At 41.3% G+C, this 19,475-nt stretch carries 13 protein-coding genes; 10 read left to right on the top strand and 3 right to left on the bottom strand.

Annotated elements, in window-relative coordinates; all coding sequences use genetic code 11:
• The first annotated feature begins 541 nt into the window (after positions 1-541).
• The 7 genes from C9J47_RS22240 to ilvN all read left to right on the top strand — a co-directional run bounded on the left by C9J47_RS22240 (position 542) and on the right by ilvN (position 12,095).
• Complete coding sequence (locus C9J47_RS22240) at positions 542-1,186, top strand: TetR/AcrR family transcriptional regulator (RefSeq protein ID WP_006228367.1); 645 nt, start codon at positions 542-544, stop codon at positions 1,184-1,186.
• A complete protein-coding gene (locus tag C9J47_RS22245) occupies positions 1,183-2,526 on the top strand; it encodes an efflux RND transporter periplasmic adaptor subunit (protein ID WP_006228366.1) in 1,344 nt (447 codons plus the stop codon). The genes C9J47_RS22240 and C9J47_RS22245 overlap by 4 nt, the downstream gene beginning before the upstream one ends.
• Positions 2,523-5,633: an efflux RND transporter permease subunit gene (locus tag C9J47_RS22250; protein WP_107255462.1), complete on the top strand. Its 3,111-nt coding sequence runs from the start codon at positions 2,523-2,525 to the stop codon at positions 5,631-5,633. Before C9J47_RS22245 ends, C9J47_RS22250 begins: the two co-directional genes overlap by 4 nt.
• 570 nt (positions 5,634-6,203) lie before the next feature.
• On the top strand, positions 6,204-7,160 hold the full coding sequence (leuO, locus tag C9J47_RS22255) for a transcriptional regulator LeuO (RefSeq protein WP_107255463.1): 957 nt from the start codon (positions 6,204-6,206) through the stop codon (positions 7,158-7,160).
• A gap of 352 nt (positions 7,161-7,512) precedes the next feature.
• Positions 7,513-9,327, top strand: coding sequence for an AMP-dependent synthetase/ligase (locus tag C9J47_RS22260; protein ID WP_107255464.1), 1,815 nt, complete (start codon positions 7,513-7,515; stop codon positions 9,325-9,327).
• 552 nt (positions 9,328-9,879) lie between these two features.
• Complete coding sequence (locus tag C9J47_RS22265) at positions 9,880-11,598, top strand: acetolactate synthase 3 large subunit (protein WP_107255465.1); 1,719 nt, start codon at positions 9,880-9,882, stop codon at positions 11,596-11,598.
• Positions 11,598-12,095: an acetolactate synthase small subunit gene (gene ilvN, locus C9J47_RS22270; protein ID WP_107255466.1), complete on the top strand. Its 498-nt coding sequence runs from the start codon at positions 11,598-11,600 to the stop codon at positions 12,093-12,095. The genes C9J47_RS22265 and ilvN overlap by 1 nt, the downstream gene beginning before the upstream one ends.
• Before the next feature lie 510 nt (positions 12,096-12,605).
• Here ilvN and C9J47_RS22275 read toward each other — a convergent pair.
• From C9J47_RS22275 to C9J47_RS22285, 3 genes are all read right to left on the bottom strand, one after another.
• The gene (locus tag C9J47_RS22275) at positions 12,606-13,229 is read right to left on the bottom strand and encodes an FCD domain-containing protein (RefSeq protein WP_081470316.1); all 624 of its coding nucleotides are present in this window, start codon (positions 13,227-13,229) and stop codon (positions 12,606-12,608) included.
• Between the two features lie 369 nt (positions 13,230-13,598).
• Entirely contained in the window at positions 13,599-15,011 is a 1,413-nt protein-coding gene (gene pykF / locus C9J47_RS22280) for a pyruvate kinase PykF (RefSeq protein WP_107255467.1), read from the bottom strand.
• 835 nt (positions 15,012-15,846) lie between these two features.
• Positions 15,847-16,782, bottom strand: a complete 936-nt coding sequence (locus C9J47_RS22285) for a chemotaxis protein CheV (RefSeq protein ID WP_107255468.1) — start codon at positions 16,780-16,782, stop codon at positions 15,847-15,849.
• A gap of 642 nt (positions 16,783-17,424) precedes the next feature.
• On the opposite strand from C9J47_RS22285, the gene C9J47_RS22295 reads away from it, so the two are divergent.
• The 3 genes from C9J47_RS22295 to C9J47_RS22305 are packed head-to-tail and all read left to right on the top strand — an operon-like array spanning position 17,425 to position 19,330.
• Positions 17,425-18,744 (top strand): tyrosine-type recombinase/integrase, encoded by a 1,320-nt coding sequence (locus C9J47_RS22295; protein ID WP_107255470.1) that lies wholly within the window; start codon positions 17,425-17,427, stop codon positions 18,742-18,744.
• A complete protein-coding gene (locus C9J47_RS22300) occupies positions 18,744-19,016 on the top strand; it encodes a hypothetical protein (RefSeq protein WP_107255471.1) in 273 nt (90 codons plus the stop codon). Before C9J47_RS22295 ends, C9J47_RS22300 begins: the two co-directional genes overlap by 1 nt.
• Positions 19,013-19,330, top strand: coding sequence for a hypothetical protein (locus C9J47_RS22305; RefSeq protein WP_107255472.1), 318 nt, complete (start codon positions 19,013-19,015; stop codon positions 19,328-19,330). Before C9J47_RS22300 ends, C9J47_RS22305 begins: the two co-directional genes overlap by 4 nt.
• The last annotated feature ends 145 nt before the right edge of the window (positions 19,331-19,475 follow it).

Raw genomic sequence — 19,475 nt, forward strand, 5'->3', positions numbered from 1 at the left:
TATGTGGTGTTTCTCACCTATAAGCTACCCGCGCGAATTATTCACGATAAGGAGGAGGCTTAAGAGTAAAGAGAAACGATTTTTCATTTTTTAAATGACTTCCACAAAATTGATTAACAAATGAATACCAAATAGACAGGACGGTCGTCAACCATTAATTGATTGTTTATTTATCGATTATGATTAATCTTATGATTTTAATGTGTTTTTAATTCAGGTTTGACCAGGTGGTTATTTTGACATGGTATTACTTTAATGAATCGGAATCCGAGTTTGATACGAAGACCTTATTTTATTGTTTCCATTCTTGTAACAGTTGAGTGATGAAAGTGGTGAGGAATCTTCAGGGTGCAAAGGGAGTCACAGTCATTAATTAATCATTTGATTAAATTGGAGTGAATAAATAAGTGAACGAAATTACAGCTGATCGAGTAAATTATTAATCAAGTGATTAATAAATTCAGGGGCGTCCTTTTATGGTGTGATATCGATATCATAAACGACTGATGCATTTGAGTATCAAAAAGGTAGATAAAAGATTATGGCAGGAAAGGCTGGACGTCCGACGGGAGAGTCTGATGCAAGACAGCGCTTGATTCATCAAGCGAGGATACTGTTTGTCGCACTGCCATACAGTAAAGTGTCTACGCGTATGATCGCAACCCGTGCTGATGTTAATGTGGCTCTCATCCGTTATTACTTCGGTAACAAAGCAGGGTTGTTTGAAACCATGCTACGTGAAACTGTTGAGCCTATTCAAAGTCAATTTGCAAAGGTGTTAAACAAGGGAGACATAGAAAGTATTGGTGAATTAATGCGAACTTATTACCGCATTATGGCACCAAACCCAGACCTGCCTAAGTTGATCTCTCGCGCCATGATGATGGAGCCCGGTGCATTGCAGCGGCAAACGATTGAAAATATGTTTAGTAATATTGCAGATTCGGCAACGGAATTGATGTTTAAGCCTATGAAGTTGAAAGGGCAATTGCGAGAAGGTATTAACCCTGATAAAGCCAGAATGACGTTTATTAGCATGATGGTCTTTCCATTTGTAGCGCCTCCCGCCATGCTTGAATTGCAAGGTATTAAATTAGATGAAGCGTACTTAATGGAATTAGCAGACCATAATGTAAGAGTATTAACGCAAGGGATCTTAGCTGAAATAGAGGACAGTTCAGCATGAAATTAAACAGGAAGTTACTGTTAGTTCCAGCCATCTTATTTGGCATCATGGTTTTAGTGTTGGCAATAAAGTTGCGTCCATCCCCTTCTGTAAAAGCGGCAGCTAGTCGAGAACGTGCTGTCGATGTTATCCAATTACAACAACAACCAATGGCGCCTTTAGTCAGTGGTTTTGGACGAATAAAGCCTAAAGTTGAATGGCAAGCTATTGCTGAGGTCACCGGAAAAGTAATTTATCGCCACCCTAACCTAGAAAAAGGTCGAGTGATGGATGCGGGAACGGTGATTGTAAAAATTGATCCCCTTGATTATGAATTGACATTAGCACAAGCAGAGGCTGATTTACGTTCTAGCCAAGCGCAATTAGCCAAGCTGATGCAAGAGGAAGTGAACTTAAAATCCACGTTAAAAATTGAAAAAAATCGTTTAGTGATCAGTAAGAAAGAAGTGACCCGTAAAGAGGAGTTACGCCGAAAAGGGCTCACCTCACAATCTGAACTGGATTTAGAAAAGCAATCTTGGTTATCGAATCAAAAAACAGTTCAAGACATTGAAAATCAATTATTTATTTTACCTAATGAACGTAATGTTACGTTAGCTCAGCTATATGTGAATGAGTCACGCGTTGCTGAGGCAAAACGATCATTAGAAAAAACGGTGATCACTTTACCCATTGATGTACGTATATCAAATGTTGATATTGAACAAAATCAAGTGGTTAATCTTCAGCAATCGATGTTAGTCGCATATGGCATTGAGAAGGTCGAAGTGGATGCGCAAGTTGCTCTGCACGATATGCAAGTCTTGGCATCAAGCTTAACCCAATATACAGCCCATGCCGATGGACGCCCGCGGGCAGATCAGCTGGCGCTCACCGCTAGTATTCAATTATCCAGCGGTAGTTTTCAGCAGTTGTGGCCAGCAAAGGTCACTCGCATTAGTGATACCGTGAGTGTTACTCAAGCCACTGTAGGAGTGATTATTGAAGTAAAACAAGACTATAGCGCATTAGTGCCCGAGTCGGCGCCTCCCTTAGTCAATGGCATGTTTGTTGAGGCGAAAATTGAAGGGCAAGCTAACCTTCATTGGGTTATTCCTGAGCGTGCGCTTCATGGCGATAAAATTTATACCGTTGATAATAACGCGCTAAAAATTCAAACAGTGACCGTTTTATTCCGTCGTGATGGCATGGTGGCAGTTGGAGGCGATCTGGTTGATCAGCAGTTGTTGATACTCAATGATTTATTACCAGCGGTATCGGGTATGGCTGTGAAAGTCGTGACACGTAACGGTAAAAAGATCGACCAAAATAACGAAGCATTAGGAGATAAAGCCCAATGATTCGTTATTTTTCGCGCCATCCCACTGCGGCTAATTTATTAATGCTAGCGCTGTTGCTGCTGGGTTTAGTGGCACTGCCGCAAATTAAACGTGAGACATTTCCTGAGTTTTCCCCCGCTTATATTATTGCATCTGTTATTTATCCTGGCGCTTCGCCCCAAGAAGTCGAAGAAAGTATTTGTATGCGAATGGAAGATGCGGTTGATGGCTTATCCAATATCGTGGAAACGCGTTGTGAAGCTGTTGAAGGATCAGCCTCCTTAGTATTGAAATTAACAAATAGTGATGTGGTATCGCGAATGTTAGTGGATGTACAAACACAGATTAACGCCATTAATGATTTTCCGAATGAAATCGAATCTCCGATCGTACGTGAATTGGATTGGAATGAACCCGTTGTGGATGTGGCGATCAGTGCTGATACCAGCTGGCCACAACTTAAAGCCTATGCCGAAGATCTGAAGCGCAAACTGAAATTGGATTATGGTGTGTCCTTGGTTGCGGTGGGGGGCTTTTCAGATCATCAGATCCGGATTGAACTAAAAGAAGCGGCAATTCGTCAACTCGGATTAAGTGTGGGTGATATTGCCGATCGTTTAGCACGGCAAAACATTAAGTTACCCAGTGGAAACATTGAGTTAGGTGATAAGAATTTATTGATTCGTTTTGATGAGCAAAAGATCACGCCGACCGCTTTGGCCAATACAGTGATTGGTGCTGATAGCGATGGTGGGGTATTACGTCTGGGGGATATTGCCACCCTGACTGATCGTTTCGAACTTGATGAACAAAAGATCTTATTTGATGGTAAGCCATCCGCCATTTTGAAAGTCAGCAAAAACAAAGCCGATGATGCATTGCGCATTAAAGACCGTGTACAGCAATTTGTTGAAGACGAAAGAAAAATAGCACCCACCGGGGTTACCCTGAGTATGACCAACGATTTGTCATCAGTGCTGTGGGATCGGCTTACCATGATGGTACGTAATGGTTGGCAAGGGGTTGTGCTGGTTTTCGCCACTATGTGGTTGTTCTTCACTTTCCGATATTCGTTCTGGGTGGCGGCTGGCTTACCTGTTGCTTTTCTTGGTAGCTTATTTCTGATGGCTGGGCTTGGTTTATCCATCAACATCATGTCTTTAGTCGCTCTACTGATGGCAATCGGGATCATGATGGATGATGCCATCGTGATTGCTGAATCTATCGCGGCGCACCTTGAGCGGGGGCAATCTATCACCAATGCGGTGACAAATGGGGTGAAAAAAGTTTTCCCTGGTGTTTTATCGTCGTATTTAACCACTGTGTGTATTTTCGGTAGCTTATTGTTTCTTGAAGGGGAAATGGGGGCAGTGTTGAAAGTGGTGCCTCAGGTGCTTATTTTGGTGCTTACATTGAGTCTTGTGGAAGCTTTTTTAATTTTACCGCGCCACCTAAGCCATTCGTTACAAAAGCAAAAAGAGAATGAAAAACCAGATATTGCTTTTAAAGTGTGGTTTTTAAATAAGTTTGATTCCTTTCGTAATAATCAGTTAGTTTCTGCGGTTGAAGCTGTGGTGCGTTGGCGTTATTTATTCTTAGGCAGTGTGATTGCGATGCTGTTTATTTCGCTGTCATTATTGGCTGGTGGGGCGCTAAAGTTTGTCGGTTTCCCTGAGCTTGATGGTGATATAGCAGAAGCTAGGGTGATATTGCCACCCGGTTCGTCATTGGCTCAAACTGAGAAGGTCGTACAGACAATTGTTATCGCCGCGGAAAAACTCAATGTGGAATGGAGCGACAAACAAGAGGGCGGCAATACGCTTGTCGAGCATATTACTGAGCAATATAATTTTAACCCAGATGCTGATGAGAGCGGCCCACATGTTGCTACCGTACGGCTAGATTTGCGTGGTGCAGAATCTCGAAATACGGTGATCGATGAGTTTGTTGCTGCGTGGAGAGATGAAATAGGCACCATTGCCGATCCTGTTTCTTTGGTGTTTAAGCAACCCGTGATGGGCCCTGGTGGGCGAGCGGTTGAAATTCAGATGCAAAACGATGATCTCACTGAATTGAAAGCAGCCTCTATTAAGATTCAGCAATATCTCAGTCAATTTGATGGCGTGTTTGGCATTCTTGATGACATGCGAATGGGCAAGCAAGAGGTGCTGGTAAAACTGCGTCCGGGGGCCGAAAGCTTTGGGGTTGACGGGCAAATGATTGCGAGCCAATTGCGTGCTGCGTATTTTGGTCAAACAGCAGATGAAATCCAAATCGGCCCTGAAAATATTGAGGTTGAAGTACGGTTTGACAAACAGGAAGCCGCGAACTTACAAACCCTGTCAAGTTTTCCAATCATGTTAAGTGATGGAAGCCAAATTCCATTAGCTTCTATATCGACATTAGAATATCAACGAAATTATGTGCGAATTCAGCGGGTAAATGGTTTACGAACCTTGAGTGTCTTTGCTGATTTAGAAAGTAGCAAAGTGAGCTCTACTGAAATTTTAAAAGCGTTTCGTAACGATTTAATGCCTCAGTTAAAACTGAAGTACCCAAATTTACGTTTCAATTTTGAAGGCGAGGCAAAAGATACCGCAGAAACCGGACAATCGATGGGGGTTGGTTTTGCGATGGGGATCTTTGGTGTCTTTGTCATACTGAGCTTTCAGTTCCGAAGTTACCTTGAACCTTTCATCGTGTTGCTAGCCATTCCATTAGCTTTGATAGGGGTGTTGTGGGGGCATTGGTTGTTAGGTCACGCGTTAAGTATGCCAAGTATTATGGGGTTCGTATCATTAGCAGGGGTTGTGGTAAACGATTCAATTTTGCTGGTGCAATACATTCGACATCATGTTGATGATGGTGATTCTATGCATGATGCAGTTGTGAAAGCCAGCCGAGAACGTTTCAGAGCGGTTTTTTTAACATCGCTGACGACGGCTGCCGGTTTATTACCTCTGCTATTAGAAACGAGCTTACAGGCACAGGTGATACAGCCTTTGGTTATTTCCATTGTGTTTGGTATTTTCACCTCGACCTTGTTGGTACTGTTCATGATACCTGCGGCTTACGCCATTTTAGCTGATTTTGGCTTAGTGAAAAAGCATCAAACATTAGCGGCTTAAGCTTCAATAAAAACAAGCTTAAGCCGAGAAGGTTTTCATCCCCATTTACATCAATGCGCAAGGGGAGGATTGATGTAAATGGGGGAGTAATATCACTGTGATGAATTATGGAAACACCTCTGGAGGCAAGTGATTTTTCCTGATGTAGTCAGTGAAAACATGACAGAAAACTACCTGCTAACTTGGAATTCTCATTGCTCATTATTAATAACTGACACTTATTAATGAGTGTGGCAGTGATGAAAAAGGTGCTTTTATTTGTTGTTAAATTCGTTAAAAAGAGAGAGAAAATCACTTATAAGCATATATTTATATTAATTATAGTTATTTTTGATCTTTTTAGAACACACTTATCATCATGAATTATATTGGTTTGTATTCTGAATTTAGATTCTTATTCATCGATGGTTACATTTGCATGAGATTGGGTATTGGTTTCATCAATCTATTTGAATAATACTGTGGGCATCCCTACTGAGGGGAACATATTTGAGAGTAAGTTATTGGCTCTTAAAATTCGGGCAATGGCATTCCTAATGCGCCCCTGTATATTTATTTTAGAGGCAAGACATGACGCGTAGAAGCTCTTCTATTCACCCTACTGATAATTACACGATGGAATCAAATTTAAGAAGTGTTGACCTTAATTTGTTGACTGTTTTTGATGCTGTTATGCAAGAGCAGAATATTACCAGAGCAGCTCATAATCTAGGAATGTCTCAACCTGCAGTCAGTAATGCGGTTGCGCGTCTTAAAGTCATGTTTAACGATGAACTCTTTATTCGTCATGGACGTGGTATTCAGCCAACACAACGTGCAAAGCAATTATTTGGTCCAATTCGCCAAGCACTGCAATTGGTGAAGAATGAATTACCATCGTCAATTTTTTCGCCAGAAACATCAACGCGTACTTTTAAGCTGGCGCTATGTAGCCCATCAGATATGCGTTTTGCGCCACGAATTTTCCGTGATGTAACAGATCAAGCACCGAGCATTCGTATGCAGCTTGAAGCGGAACTCGACGCAGAATTAACACAGAAAATGCGTTACCAAGAAATCGATTTTGTTATTGATTACGTGCGCTTCGATGAACCTGGTTTTTGTAGTACAGAATTATTTAGCGATGAACTTGTTGTGATTGCTGCTGGCAACCACCCACGTATTGGTGACAGTATTTCTGAAGCAGAATTTACATCAGAAATGCATGCGGTATTAAAGTCGATGCCAGGTGTAAAGATGTTTGCAGATCATATCTATAATAAGCTGGTTTCTTGTCAGCAAGCTTACCAAGGCGCTAGCCTAAGCAACATTATGTATGTGGTTGGTCAGTCTGAATTAGTGGCTGTAGCCCCTCGTTGGTTAGCTGAATCAGTTGCAGAAAACCTACAACTTAAAGTGTTGCCGCTACCCTTTGAGTCTGCAACAGTAAGTGGTTACTTAAGCTGGCATGAGTCTTCACAAAAAGATAAAGGCCATATCTGGATGCGTGATCAGTTATTAAGTATTTGTGGCGATACGACTGCTTAATATTGTTCTCTTCCGAATCACATAAAGCCGGCGAAAGTCGGTTTTTTTATTTTATCCTTAACAGTCCGTAGTCATTTCTTTTTCATCTTATATTCCCGCTAAACTTAAATGAATAATGAATCTTATGCTGTGTTTTAACATCGGCTTATATTCTTAGTTTGTTGCACTTTCTTACACTTGTTTAATTTCTATTAAAAACTAGTATAAAGCCTGTACTGACAAGGGTTACTACTGAGATCAAAACTACATAAAAAATAAAATATATCCCTTTATGGTTGCCTTTTTTTACACCAACTGTAGACTTCAAAACTCAAGTGAGCTTACAAGTGTAAGCTAGAATGGATAGGTAGTTATGGCTGAACACGACTTTCATATAGTAAACCGAATTCGTACCCAAGTTGCTCGTTTAGGCGATAAGGTTGCTTTGCGTCATCAGGCACAGGAACAATGGCAAGATATAACTTGGAATGAGTTTGGTGAGCAGATCCAGCAACTAGCAATTGCAATGCTGGCTCATGGTATGAATGTCCAAGATAAAGTCGCCATTTTCTCTAACAACATGCCCCGTTGGACGGTGACTGACTTTGCCGCGCTTTATAACCGCTGTGTTATTGTTCCTATCTATCCGACGAATACACCTCAGCAAGCAGCGTATGTGCTTAATGATGCCGATGTCCGTATCTTATTTGTTGGTGAACAAGCGCAACTTGATGCCGCGATTGGTATTGCTGAAGGGTGTCCCAAATTAGAGCGTATTGTCACTTTATCTGATGATTTGGTGCTACCTGATAATTCTCTAGTATGCAGTTTTAATGATTTCCTTTGTACTGCTACTCCAGAGCTGGAGGCTGAACTTCAGCAGCGTCTTAATGACACCGCGATGGATGACTTGCTGACGCTGATTTATACCTCTGGCACAACAGGTACGCCAAAAGGTGTCATGCTTGATTACGCTAACATTGCCGCTCAGTTAATCGGGCATGATCAGAATCTGTCGTTAGATGAAGGCGATACGTCTTTATGTTTTCTGCCTTTATCGCATGTATTTGAACGAGCATGGACGTTTTATGTTCTGCATCGTGGTGCGATAAACCATTATTTAACGGATACTAATCAGCTGAAAGAAGCATTAGCAGAAGTTAAACCCAATGTGATGGCTGCTGTTCCACGCGTATATGAAAAAATTTACTCGACAGTGCATGACAAAGTATCTCGTGCACCCTTTCACCGTAAATTAGTCTTTACTTGGGCGGTGAATATGGGGGCACGTATGGCTGTATGTCATCAAGAACACCGTCAACCGTCGAAATTACTCACCATGAGTCATAATCTTGCCAATAAGCTCGTGTTATCAAAATTACGCGATATTTTGGGTGGGAACATCAAATTCATGCCATGTGGTGGTGCTAAACTGGATGAAAGCATTGGTCGTTTTTTCCATGCCATTGGGATTAACGTGAAACTTGGTTATGGTATGACCGAAACAACGGCAACAGTATCGTGCTGGGATGATCAGTGTTTTAATCCTGATTCAATTGGCATGGCTATGCCTGGTGCTGAAATTAAGATCGGCGAAAATAACGAAATACTCGTGCGTGGCCCTATGGTGATGCGTGGCTATTATAATATGCCAGAAGAAACGGCGAAGAACTTCACTGAAGATGGTTTTCTTAAAACCGGTGATGCGGGTCACTTTGATGAGCAAGGTAACTTATTTATTACCGACCGCATTAAAGAGTTGATGAAAACATCTGGTGGTAAATACATTGCACCACAAGTGATTGAAGGTGCCATCGGTAAAGATCATTTCATTGAGCAAATCGCTGTTATTGCAGATACCCGAAAATTTGTATCGGCCTTGATTGTCCCTTGTTTTGATACTTTGGAAGAGCACGCTCGAGAACTGAATATCAAATATCACGATCGTCTTGAATTGGTTAAAAATAGCCAAATTGTTGAGCTAATTGAAAAACGTGTTGTTGAGCTACAAAAAGATTTAGCACGGTTTGAGCAAGTGAAAAAAATCACCTTACTACCTAAGGCTTTCTCTATGGATAAAGGTGAACTAACACCAACGCAAAAATTGCGTCGTAAAGTGATTCATGATCGCTACCATCAAGAAATTGAGCGTATGTACGAAGAGAGCCATCGAAAAGCCCAAAAGTAAACGCCATTATTTATTCACATAAAGGAGCCGCAAGGCTCCTTTGTTGTATCTGAACTGAGGTATTGTTGCTGAATAAGCAGACACATCACCATATTACCTATTTATTCCAATTTTTTATTCCCCTATACAGCCTTCATAAAAGCGTTATTCACTAAATTTACAATCTATTACAGTTTATAAGATCTGTCTTTAGAGCGTGAGTTGAAATGAACACAGTGAAATTAACTAACTTATAGAGCAATGATGTGAAGTCACTTTCACCGATAGACTTAATTGCTAAAAAAGCGTTACAGTTGTTGCGGGTAACGGCAACTTGTTATTGATAGTGGTCGTTCGCATAGAATGAAAAAATGATGATTTCAATTTAGGCTAAAAATAAGCCCTAACTATGTTATATCAACCCGTATAGCTCATTATTTACACCATAAACAGGCTTTACAGTGCGATTACCGTTACAACGTTTCTAATAGGGTGTCGTTGACGTAAATAGTAAAAGAGTGTGTTGAAAGTAATTAGCTATACGGGAGGGTGTAATCAACCTGGAGACAGAATATGGAAATGTTGTCTGGCGCAGACATGATCGTTCGTTCAATGATCGATCAAGGCGTAAAGCATATCTTCGGATACCCCGGTGGCTCAGTACTTGATATTTACGATGCTCTGCATGAGAAGAGTGATATCGAACACGTACTCGTTCGCCATGAACAAGCCGCTGTACACATGGCTGATGGTTATGCACGTGCTACAGGTGATGTGGGGGTAGTACTCGTTACATCAGGCCCTGGTGCGACGAATGCAATCACGGGTATAGCTACTGCCTACATGGATTCTATCCCTATGGTTGTTTTTTCTGGTCAGGTTATGAGTAACTTGATTGGTAATGATGCCTTCCAAGAGTGTGACATGGTGGGTATTTCTCGACCTGTTGTGAAGCACAGCTTCTTAGTTAAAAAAGCTGAAGATATCCCTGAGATCATCAAAAAAGCTTTTTATATCGCCTCTAGCGGCCGTCCTGGTCCTGTTGTTATCGATATTCCTAAAGATATGCTGAACCCAGCTGAAACCTACCCTTATCAATACCCAGAGTCGATTGCGATGCGTTCGTATAACCCAACAACGCAAGGGCACAAAGGTCAGATTAAACGTGGTTTAAAAGCACTACTATCTGCGAAGAAGCCTGTTCTGTATGTTGGTGGCGGTGCTGTTATCTCTGAATGTGATCAGCAAATCTTAAAATTAGCCGAATCGTTGAATCTTCCTGTCGTTAATACGCTGATGGGGTTAGGCGCGTTTCCGGGGACGCATAAAAACTGTCTTGGCATGTTAGGCATGCACGGTACATATGAAGCCAACATGGCGATGCATAATGCGGATTTGATCTTTGGTATTGGTGTTCGTTTTGATGATCGAACCACGAACAATGTTGATAAATATTGTCCAAATGCCACGATCATGCATATCGATATTGATCCATCTTCTATCTCAAAAACAATCGCGGTGGATATTCCGATTGTAGGCTCTGCTGAAACGGTTCTAGATTGCATGCTTAAAATGCTCGATGAGCAAGAGAGCAGTAATGACCAAGAGGCGATAGCGAGTTGGTGGGCAGATCTTGAGTCATGGCGTTCACGTAAGTGTTTAAGTTATGAAACCAATAACGAACGTATTAAGCCTCAGCAGGTTATAGAGTCTCTCTATAAGCTAACAAATGGCGATGCATATGTTGCCTCTGATGTTGGTCAGCACCAAATGTTTGCTGCATTGTATTATCCTTTTGACAAGCCACGTCGCTGGATTAATTCGGGCGGCCTCGGCACCATGGGCTTTGGTCTTCCTGCAGCTATGGGAGTGAAATTTGCCTTACCTGATGAAGAAGTCGTTTGTGTGACTGGTGATGGTAGTATCCAAATGAATATTCAAGAGTTATCAACGGCACTTCAGTACGATATTCCAGTTAAGATCATCAACCTAAATAACCGCTTTCTTGGTATGGTAAAGCAGTGGCAAGACATGATTTATCAAGGTCGTCACTCACATTCGTATATGGATTCAGTGCCTGATTTTGCTGCAATCGCAGAAGCTTACGGACATGTTGGGGTGCGTATTTCAGATCCAGCGAAACTGGATAGCGAGTTAGAAAAAGCGCTAGCCATGAAAGATAAGTTGGTGTTCGTTGATATAAGTATTGATGAAACCGAGCATGTATATCCAATGTTGATCCGTGGTGGTTCAATGAGCGAAATGTGGTTAAGCAAAACGGAGAGAACATAATGCGCAGAATTATATCGGTATTACTAGAAAATGAACCCGGCGCACTTTCTCGAGTTGTTGGTCTGTTCTCTCAGCGTGGCTATAACATTGAAACACTGACTGTAGCACCGACAGACGATTCAACATTATCACGTTTAAACATTACGACTTATGTTGAAGATGATGCTGTTTATGAACAAATTGAGAAGCAATTACATAAGCTAATTGATATTTTGAAAGTGAGTAATGTAACCGAAGCTGAACATTTAGAGCGAGAGCTAATGTTAGTTAAGGTGAAAGCGAGTGGCTTTGCCCGTGCTGAAGTGAAACGTACTGCAGATATTTTTCGCGGTCAAATTGTTGATGTTACAAGCCAAATTTACACGATTCAGCTTGCAGGCACGAGTGAAAAGTTAGATGCATTCATTGCTGCGGTTAGCGAGGCTACAGATATTGTTGAAGTAGCACGGAGTGGTGTTGTTGGTCTTGCTCGTGGAGAGCGCGCACTAAAAGCATAACATTAAATTAGACGTACTAAACAAGCCCGACTCAGGAAATCCCTGTATCGGGCTTATTTTTTGCTTGTCATTAATTGTCATGAGAGAGAGTGATCCTCTGTCGTTGAGAGAATTGAGGTAGTTATGCAAACAGTGCTCAAAATACGACTATTAGACTAAAGTCTAATAGTGGAGCTGTATTGATCTTAGTGCTGGTACTGAATTTCTATAGCCTAGAGTATGGAATGCAGAGAGGATAATGCGAAAGGATTCTTGCTTATAGAGGAGGATTGATAATGGTAAACAAATTTCTAGTGCGATTTATGAGCCTGTGTTTATTGATACTTGGTTTTAAGGTGAGTGCGATTTATTTTCTACTCGCAGTACTTCTACTGAATACGCATCATAAGGAAATTTTTGGCTGGTAGTTTGGGTATATGTGATGGGGATGACGTTCGATTGCAGAAAGCTCGATCGATGGAGATCGAGCTTTATCTATCGGTGTCCGTTAAATGGCAATCGATATAAGAATTAGATGTATGCTTTAATGATTTCGACAGCTCGCTTAAAGTGATTATTTAGTAAATCGAGTGCCCGTTGTGTGTCTCGCCCTAGTACAGCTTTCATCATCGCGTCATGTTCACCATTATCATGATAACGTTCTTCATAGTGGCGATTGCGGCTTACCCAGACGTGACGGTAACGTTCAATTTGCTCATAAACTTCACGATATAGTTCCAGCATTACTGGTGATTGGCTACCCGCAAGTAAAGCGAGGTGGAATTCACTGTGTCGATCTTCCCATTCTGTAAAATCAACGTCCGATGCCGCAGGGTTTATTTTGCTTAACTTGTGATAGGTAGTGAGAATATTGAGTTCCCATGCCTCGTCGCCATTGATGATTGCTCGTTCTAATAATACGCGAGATAAAATTAGGTTAGTCTCAAACAGATCTTCAAGTTCATCTACTGAAATAGGTGCAACCCAGCAGCCTTTTTGAGGGGCGAATTTGACGTATTTTTTCCATGATAATTGAACCAGCGCTTCGCGAATGGGTGAGGCTCCGACGTTATAGCGTGCTTTTAAGTCGGCAACGACAAGCTTTTGGCCCGGAGAAAGCTCTCCAAGCAGAATATCTTGTCGTATAACTTCCATAATCTTATTAGTCAAAGTAGGACTAGACACTAAATTCCTCTCATTTTTATTGTTATTCCCTAATGCTAAGTATGAGTTTTCATTTGCATAGGATATTTCGATGAATATTAGTCAGCAAGAAAGTGTTACTTATTAGGCTAGTCGCTCTGGTGGAAATTGAAATACCGACGAGTGACGATTTATACCTTAGAAGTATCTGCTTATTATGAAGTATACGATTTATGAGGTTAGGGTGCGATATAGAAAAGATGAATTTGTGAGTAAATGCGGATAGGGAGGATATAGAAAAGTGTGAGTATTCGATGCTTTATCAGACGCCAGATACAAAAATGGGAGCCGAAGCTCCCATTTTAAAACTCAGTATACGACTTAAAGTACGTGTACAGAAGCTGTGTTAGTTGTACCAGAAGGAACTAGTGCGCCAGATACCATAACAACGATATCGCCTTTAGCGCCAAGACCAGTTTCTAGCGCGATTTCTTTACCGCGGCTGTAGAATGCATCAGTGCTGTCGATAGCATCAACAACGATAGGTGTAACACCTTTCGTTAGACAAAGCTGAGCAGCTGTTTTCTGGTTTGTAGTTACAGCAATAATTTTCGCTGTTGGGAAGTACTTACGGATAGAGCGAGCAGATTTACCAGCTTCAGTCGCAACAACAATTAGAGGAGCATTTAGCTTCTCTGAAGTGTCTACTGCGCCTTTACATACCGCTTCAGTAATACGTAGACGAGAGCTGTCTAGGCGAGAACCTAATTCTGCTTTTAACGCTGAATCTGTACGGTTACAGATTTGAGCCATGATAGTTACAGCTTCAATTGGGTATTTACCCTTAGCTGATTCACCAGATAGCATTACTGCATCAGTACCATCCATGATTGCGTTTGCAACGTCACCCGCTTCTGCGCGAGTCGGACGTGGGTTCTTAATCATAGAATCAAGCATTTGAGTTGCAGTGATAACAACTTTACGTGCGCGATTACATTTCTCGATCATCATCTTCTGAGCAAAGATAACTTCTTCTACTGGGATTTCAACACCAAGGTCGCCACGAGCAACCATGATACCGTCAGAAGCTTCTAGGATAGAGTCAAAGTTATCAACGCCTTCCTGGTTTTCGATTTTAGAGATGATTTGAATCTTCTCGCCACCATTAGCAGCAAGTAGAGCACGGATTTCTTTAACATCATCTTCTTTACGAATGAAAGATGCAGCAACGAAATCAACGCCTTGCTCACAACCGAATACTAGGTCTGCTTTATCTTTTTCAGAAAGAGCAGGAAGCTTTACAGAAACACCAGGTAGGTTAACACCTTTGTTTTCACCAAGATCACCGTTGTTAAGTACTTTACACTTAACTTCAGTTTCAGTTGTTTCTAGTACTTCCATTTCGATAAGGCCATCATCAACAAGGATGATGTTACCTTTAGTAAGGTCTTTAGCGAAACCTGGGTAAGTTACTGCAACACGGTCTTGGTTACCAACAACTGTAATATCAGTTGTGAATGTGAATTCTTGACCAGCAACTAGAGCGAAATCTTCGCCATTTTCTAGTTTGATAGTACGAATTTCAGGACCTTTAGTATCTAGCAAGATAGCTAGAGACTGAGCAGATGTAGCCATTACTTCACGTAGGTTTACGATACGTTGACCGTGTTCTTCGAAGTTACCGTGAGAGAAGTTTAAACGCATTACGTTCATACCAGCGTTAGCTAGTTTAGTAAGCATTTCTACAGATTCAGTTTTTGGTCCAATCGTACATACGATCTTGGTCTTTTTCATTGAGGACAGTCTCCAGACAATCTTTACCCAAGGGAAATTTAATCACAGTGTTATACCCGAAAGCGAGGTATCAATAATGTTGAATAATGACCTCATAGTGAGAGGCTAATCACAAAACTGTAACTTACAGGCTTTCGACTGCGATGATAATACAAAATTTTTACAAAAATATTGCCTTATGAAAGTAAGTTATTCACTTTCATAAGGCATCTCTGTTGATCATAAATTGTCATTTTTTATCTATATTGCTCTCACTAATTGACCTTGTATTCATAAAATCAAGTGATAAACAAGCAGCAAGTATAGCAGATTTCCTATCCGTTATCACCTTGTGATAGCTGTCATGTTTTTTGTGCGGATATTCAAAGCAATGTAGGACAATTATGTATGTTATCAGGAATAAAGTTTTGTCATTCGTCAATTGTTGAGTGGTTTTTCGATGTTTTTTACAAACAACCAGCCTGATTTCGTTAGCGCAGTGATTTTTTGTCATTGAAATTGTTGCTAAGGTATCAGAGGGGCGAAACATTGTTACATTTTAATGAGTAGTCTGATGTAAGGAAATGCCGTTTTATCTGTTACGACGCGTTGACGGTGTCGGCGGTAACGAATCAATAGTTCACATTGTGGGTCGTTATTCCACGCTTGTTGGTTTATTGTTTTATCATGATACGAAGTTATAAGGTTGGAGTTGACTTGGTCTTGTAGGGCATCAGGCAATGGATGTGGTTAATATGTCTTTGATTTAATTGGCGATACTATGGGTGTAGACAGAAGCCAATAAACGTACCTTTATTGGCTTTAATCGAAAAATCGCGTAGTGTCGATGTAAGGCTTATCCGTTAGGGAACAGTAGCTCATCAAGCAATGGAATCAATCTATGAATTTCAGGCTTGGTTAACGTTTCTGTAGCACCAACTTCGAATGCCTTCAGTTTATTTTCTTTTGTCATCGTCGACGAGAAAATTAACACTGGTGGATGATTTGGCTGGCTTGTTATAGTTTTGCATAAATATAAGCCATCTACTTTTGGCATCTCTACATCTGAGACAATAACGCTAATATTTTGTTTATTCGATTCATAAGATTTAAGCGCCTGCTCACCATCGGTAGCTGTTTCAATCAGATAACCAGACTCAGACACAACATTACTTAATTGCTCCAATATAAACTTAGAGTCATCCGCGATTAGGATTGTATGTTGTGCTCTTCTTCTTTTTTTCTCTGGTGATAAGTCAACATTGTTGTCTGTACTGAGGTTATATTGACTCATATTAATATCTGAATTCATCTCTGCAATAATCAGTTCAAAATCTAGAATAAACACTAATCGGTCATCTAAATTAACTGACGCCACAATGCAATTATCTTCTCCTGCTAAAGATATCTCGTTAGCCGCTTCTAAATCAGACCATGAAACTCGGTGAATACGGCTAATGGAGTCAATTAAAAAGCCGTTTGTCACGCCATTAAAGTCGGTGACGATAACAAATTGGTTGGACGATGGTTGTTTTTCGGATAACCCTAACCATTTAGCTAAATGGATTAGAGGGGTAACCTTATCTCTTGATTTAAAAACCCCGACTATATGCTTGTTGCCTTTCGGGTAATCCGTTATTTCGGGATAACGAATGACTTCCCGCACTTTAGCTACATTAATGCCATAGCTGTTTACTTTCGTTCCGCCATCGGGCAATTCTTTAATGATTTGAAATTCGGCAATTTCTAGTTCATTAGTTCCAGATTCAACTAAAATATTGGAGTTTGACATACTTATATTTCCACCTAAAGAAAGCCTGTTTTTTATGCGTGTGAAGTTATACAGCGAAGCAAGCACAAGTTTCTCGCATCATAAGCATCTAATCAAACAATAACATTGATTATTTGAACATAACGTAAACTACCATGCATAATTCATATATAAACAGCTCTATTTCTTTGTTTTTGTTAGTAACTGCTCATTGTTTTTTTGCCAGTTACGAATGGGCTAGAGAGTGGTATGGCGTTGGTTAGTTGTGTGGATACATGAAAGAGTATGGCTTGTGATATGTACTATTGGATTGCAGGTAGAAGTGTTGATTGGTGGAAACTTGCTGATAGATTTCTGCGGGGTAGATGGAAAGGCCAGAAGCAGAAAAGGCTTATAGATTTCTCTATAAGCCTTTTCAGAATTTGGTGGCCCCTGTCTGACTTGAACAGACGACCAAGCGATTATGAGATTTTCTCTCTATTGACTTAATTCTCTAAGTTAGGAACATGATCGCGACTTAACACCTTGAAAAGACGGGTTTTTGTCAGTAATTAGGATTTTATGTCTAGAATCCTAAACATTTTGAATTGTGTGTGAATTTCCGTAATTTACGGGTGAATTGCCACGGATTCGTTACGTAGTTGGCAAAGTGAAAACCTGATCATGGCTGAAAAAATAAAACTGACTCAGCGAAATATTAAAACGCTAGAGGTGAAATCGACACGTTACCGGGTACTCGATACCGAGGTCCGGGGGCTTTTTGTTGAAATGATGCAGAGCGGATCGAAAGTGTTCCGTTTGCGTAAATTCATCAATAAGCAAAACAAGACGATAACGATCGGCGAATGGGGTCCGTTAACCATATCAGAAGCCCGAGAAATCGCTCGCGCGCACTTGGTTGAGGTTGCCCGGGGTATCGACCCAAACGTCGAGAAGATTCGGCACAGGCTCGCGACGGTTACATTAGACAAAGTTTTGTCTGATTATCTAAAGGCCAGAGACTTAAAGCCGACCACGTCGAAAGGGTACGAGAGCAAGGTTAAACGGAATCTCCCCGAGTGGCTGGACCGTCCGCTCGCAGATCTAACAGAGCAGCGAATCGCAGAAGCTCACGCCAGCATAAGCAAGCGAACCAAAGCAGACGCAGATTATACGGCGAGAGTTCTCCGGGCGTTGTTTGAGTTTGCCCGGTATGAATACAGGGACGAAAACGGCGGACAGCTTTTCCCGGATAACCCGGTCGTAATTTTGAAGCACCGGAGACAATGGAACAACGTCGGAAGAAAATCGACGCATATTCGACGACACGACCTCGCTAAATTTTGGGTTACGGTTGAGCAATTCAGGCGCGACGCAATATCCAGCGGAGAATCAATCCCGGCAGCGATAGCCGATTCCCTTCTCGTCGTTGTATTAACCGGGCTCCGTAAATCGGAGGTCCTCGGGCTCGAGTGGAGTTCGATAAACCTTGATAGTGATTACTTTGTTATCGGAGAGACAAAGAACGGGGATCCTCTCGAGTTACCAATACCGCCCAAGCTAAAGGAGATTTTATCCGGGCTATGGTTGCGACGCCGTAACGGGGCAAAATACGTTTTTCAAAACCCAAAAACAAAGAAGCCTATCAGCGAGCCGAAAAAGGTCACAAAGAAAATTAACGACCTCGCCGGGATCGAGTTCGGTTATCACGACTTGCGACGGACATTTGCGACGGTTGCCGAGTCTCTCTCCCTTGGGAAATACCAGTTAAAACGCCTTCTAAACCACAGACAGACGAGCGACGACGTAACGGAGGGTTACACCATATTAACCGCCGAGGAGCTACGAGAGCCAGCGGAGAGGATAGAGTCCCGGGTCCTAGAGTTGGCGGGGATTGAAATCGACGGCGAGGTTATGAGTAATCGACTGTTTAAGCAGTTTTTGAACCTACCAGACGAATACAAAATCGAATTTAAAGAACGAATCGAAAGAGAGATTAACTAATGCCTGCACTGAAAAAAACGTTAGATGCTGTTATCGCTGATTTTAGAATTAAACATGGTGATAAGTACGATTATTCTAGGGTTGAATATAAAAATTCAATAGAAAAAATCGAAATTATTTGTTTGGAGCATGGTCCGTTTTTTCAAGCTCCAAGCTCTCATTTAAGTGGTAGTGGATGCTCGATTTGCGGACGGATCTCAATGGCTAAAAAACTATCAAAGAGTTTAAAAAATAAAAAGTTTGTTTACGCAAAAGTAGAGAGCATTAAATGATTATCAAAGTAAACAGTAATGACCAGCGCGGTTTTATTGACGGTAACGGCGAGGTTTACCGACCAACGGAGGGCGAGGGTCTCGAGCTAATGAATAAGATCTATGATGAATGGGACGGTTCCGCCGCTCCTCTTTACCAGACAGAGAAAGGACGCGCGGACCTTGTTTCTATTTACCCGGTAGACCCGCGAGACTTGCCTTTTGAGGTTTACGTTATCGAGTTTATGGGCGAAAACGATAAGGTCGAATTTATCGTTAATGGTCTACAGGCGTTAAACGAGTTAATCGTCCGCTATGGTTTGGCGAAAGTTTGATCTGATTAACCGATCAATATTCACTCAGCCGGGTTTTTATTAAATCCGGATTCTTATACGTATGTCGTCATATTTCCGGGGTTTTTAGACGTATGCCGTCATATTGCCTATTTTTTTGTTTTTATTGACCGATCAAGGACTGATC

The sequence above is a fragment of the Photobacterium indicum genome (genome assembly GCF_003026215.1).
Lineage (GTDB): Bacteria > Pseudomonadota > Gammaproteobacteria > Enterobacterales > Vibrionaceae > Photobacterium > Photobacterium indicum.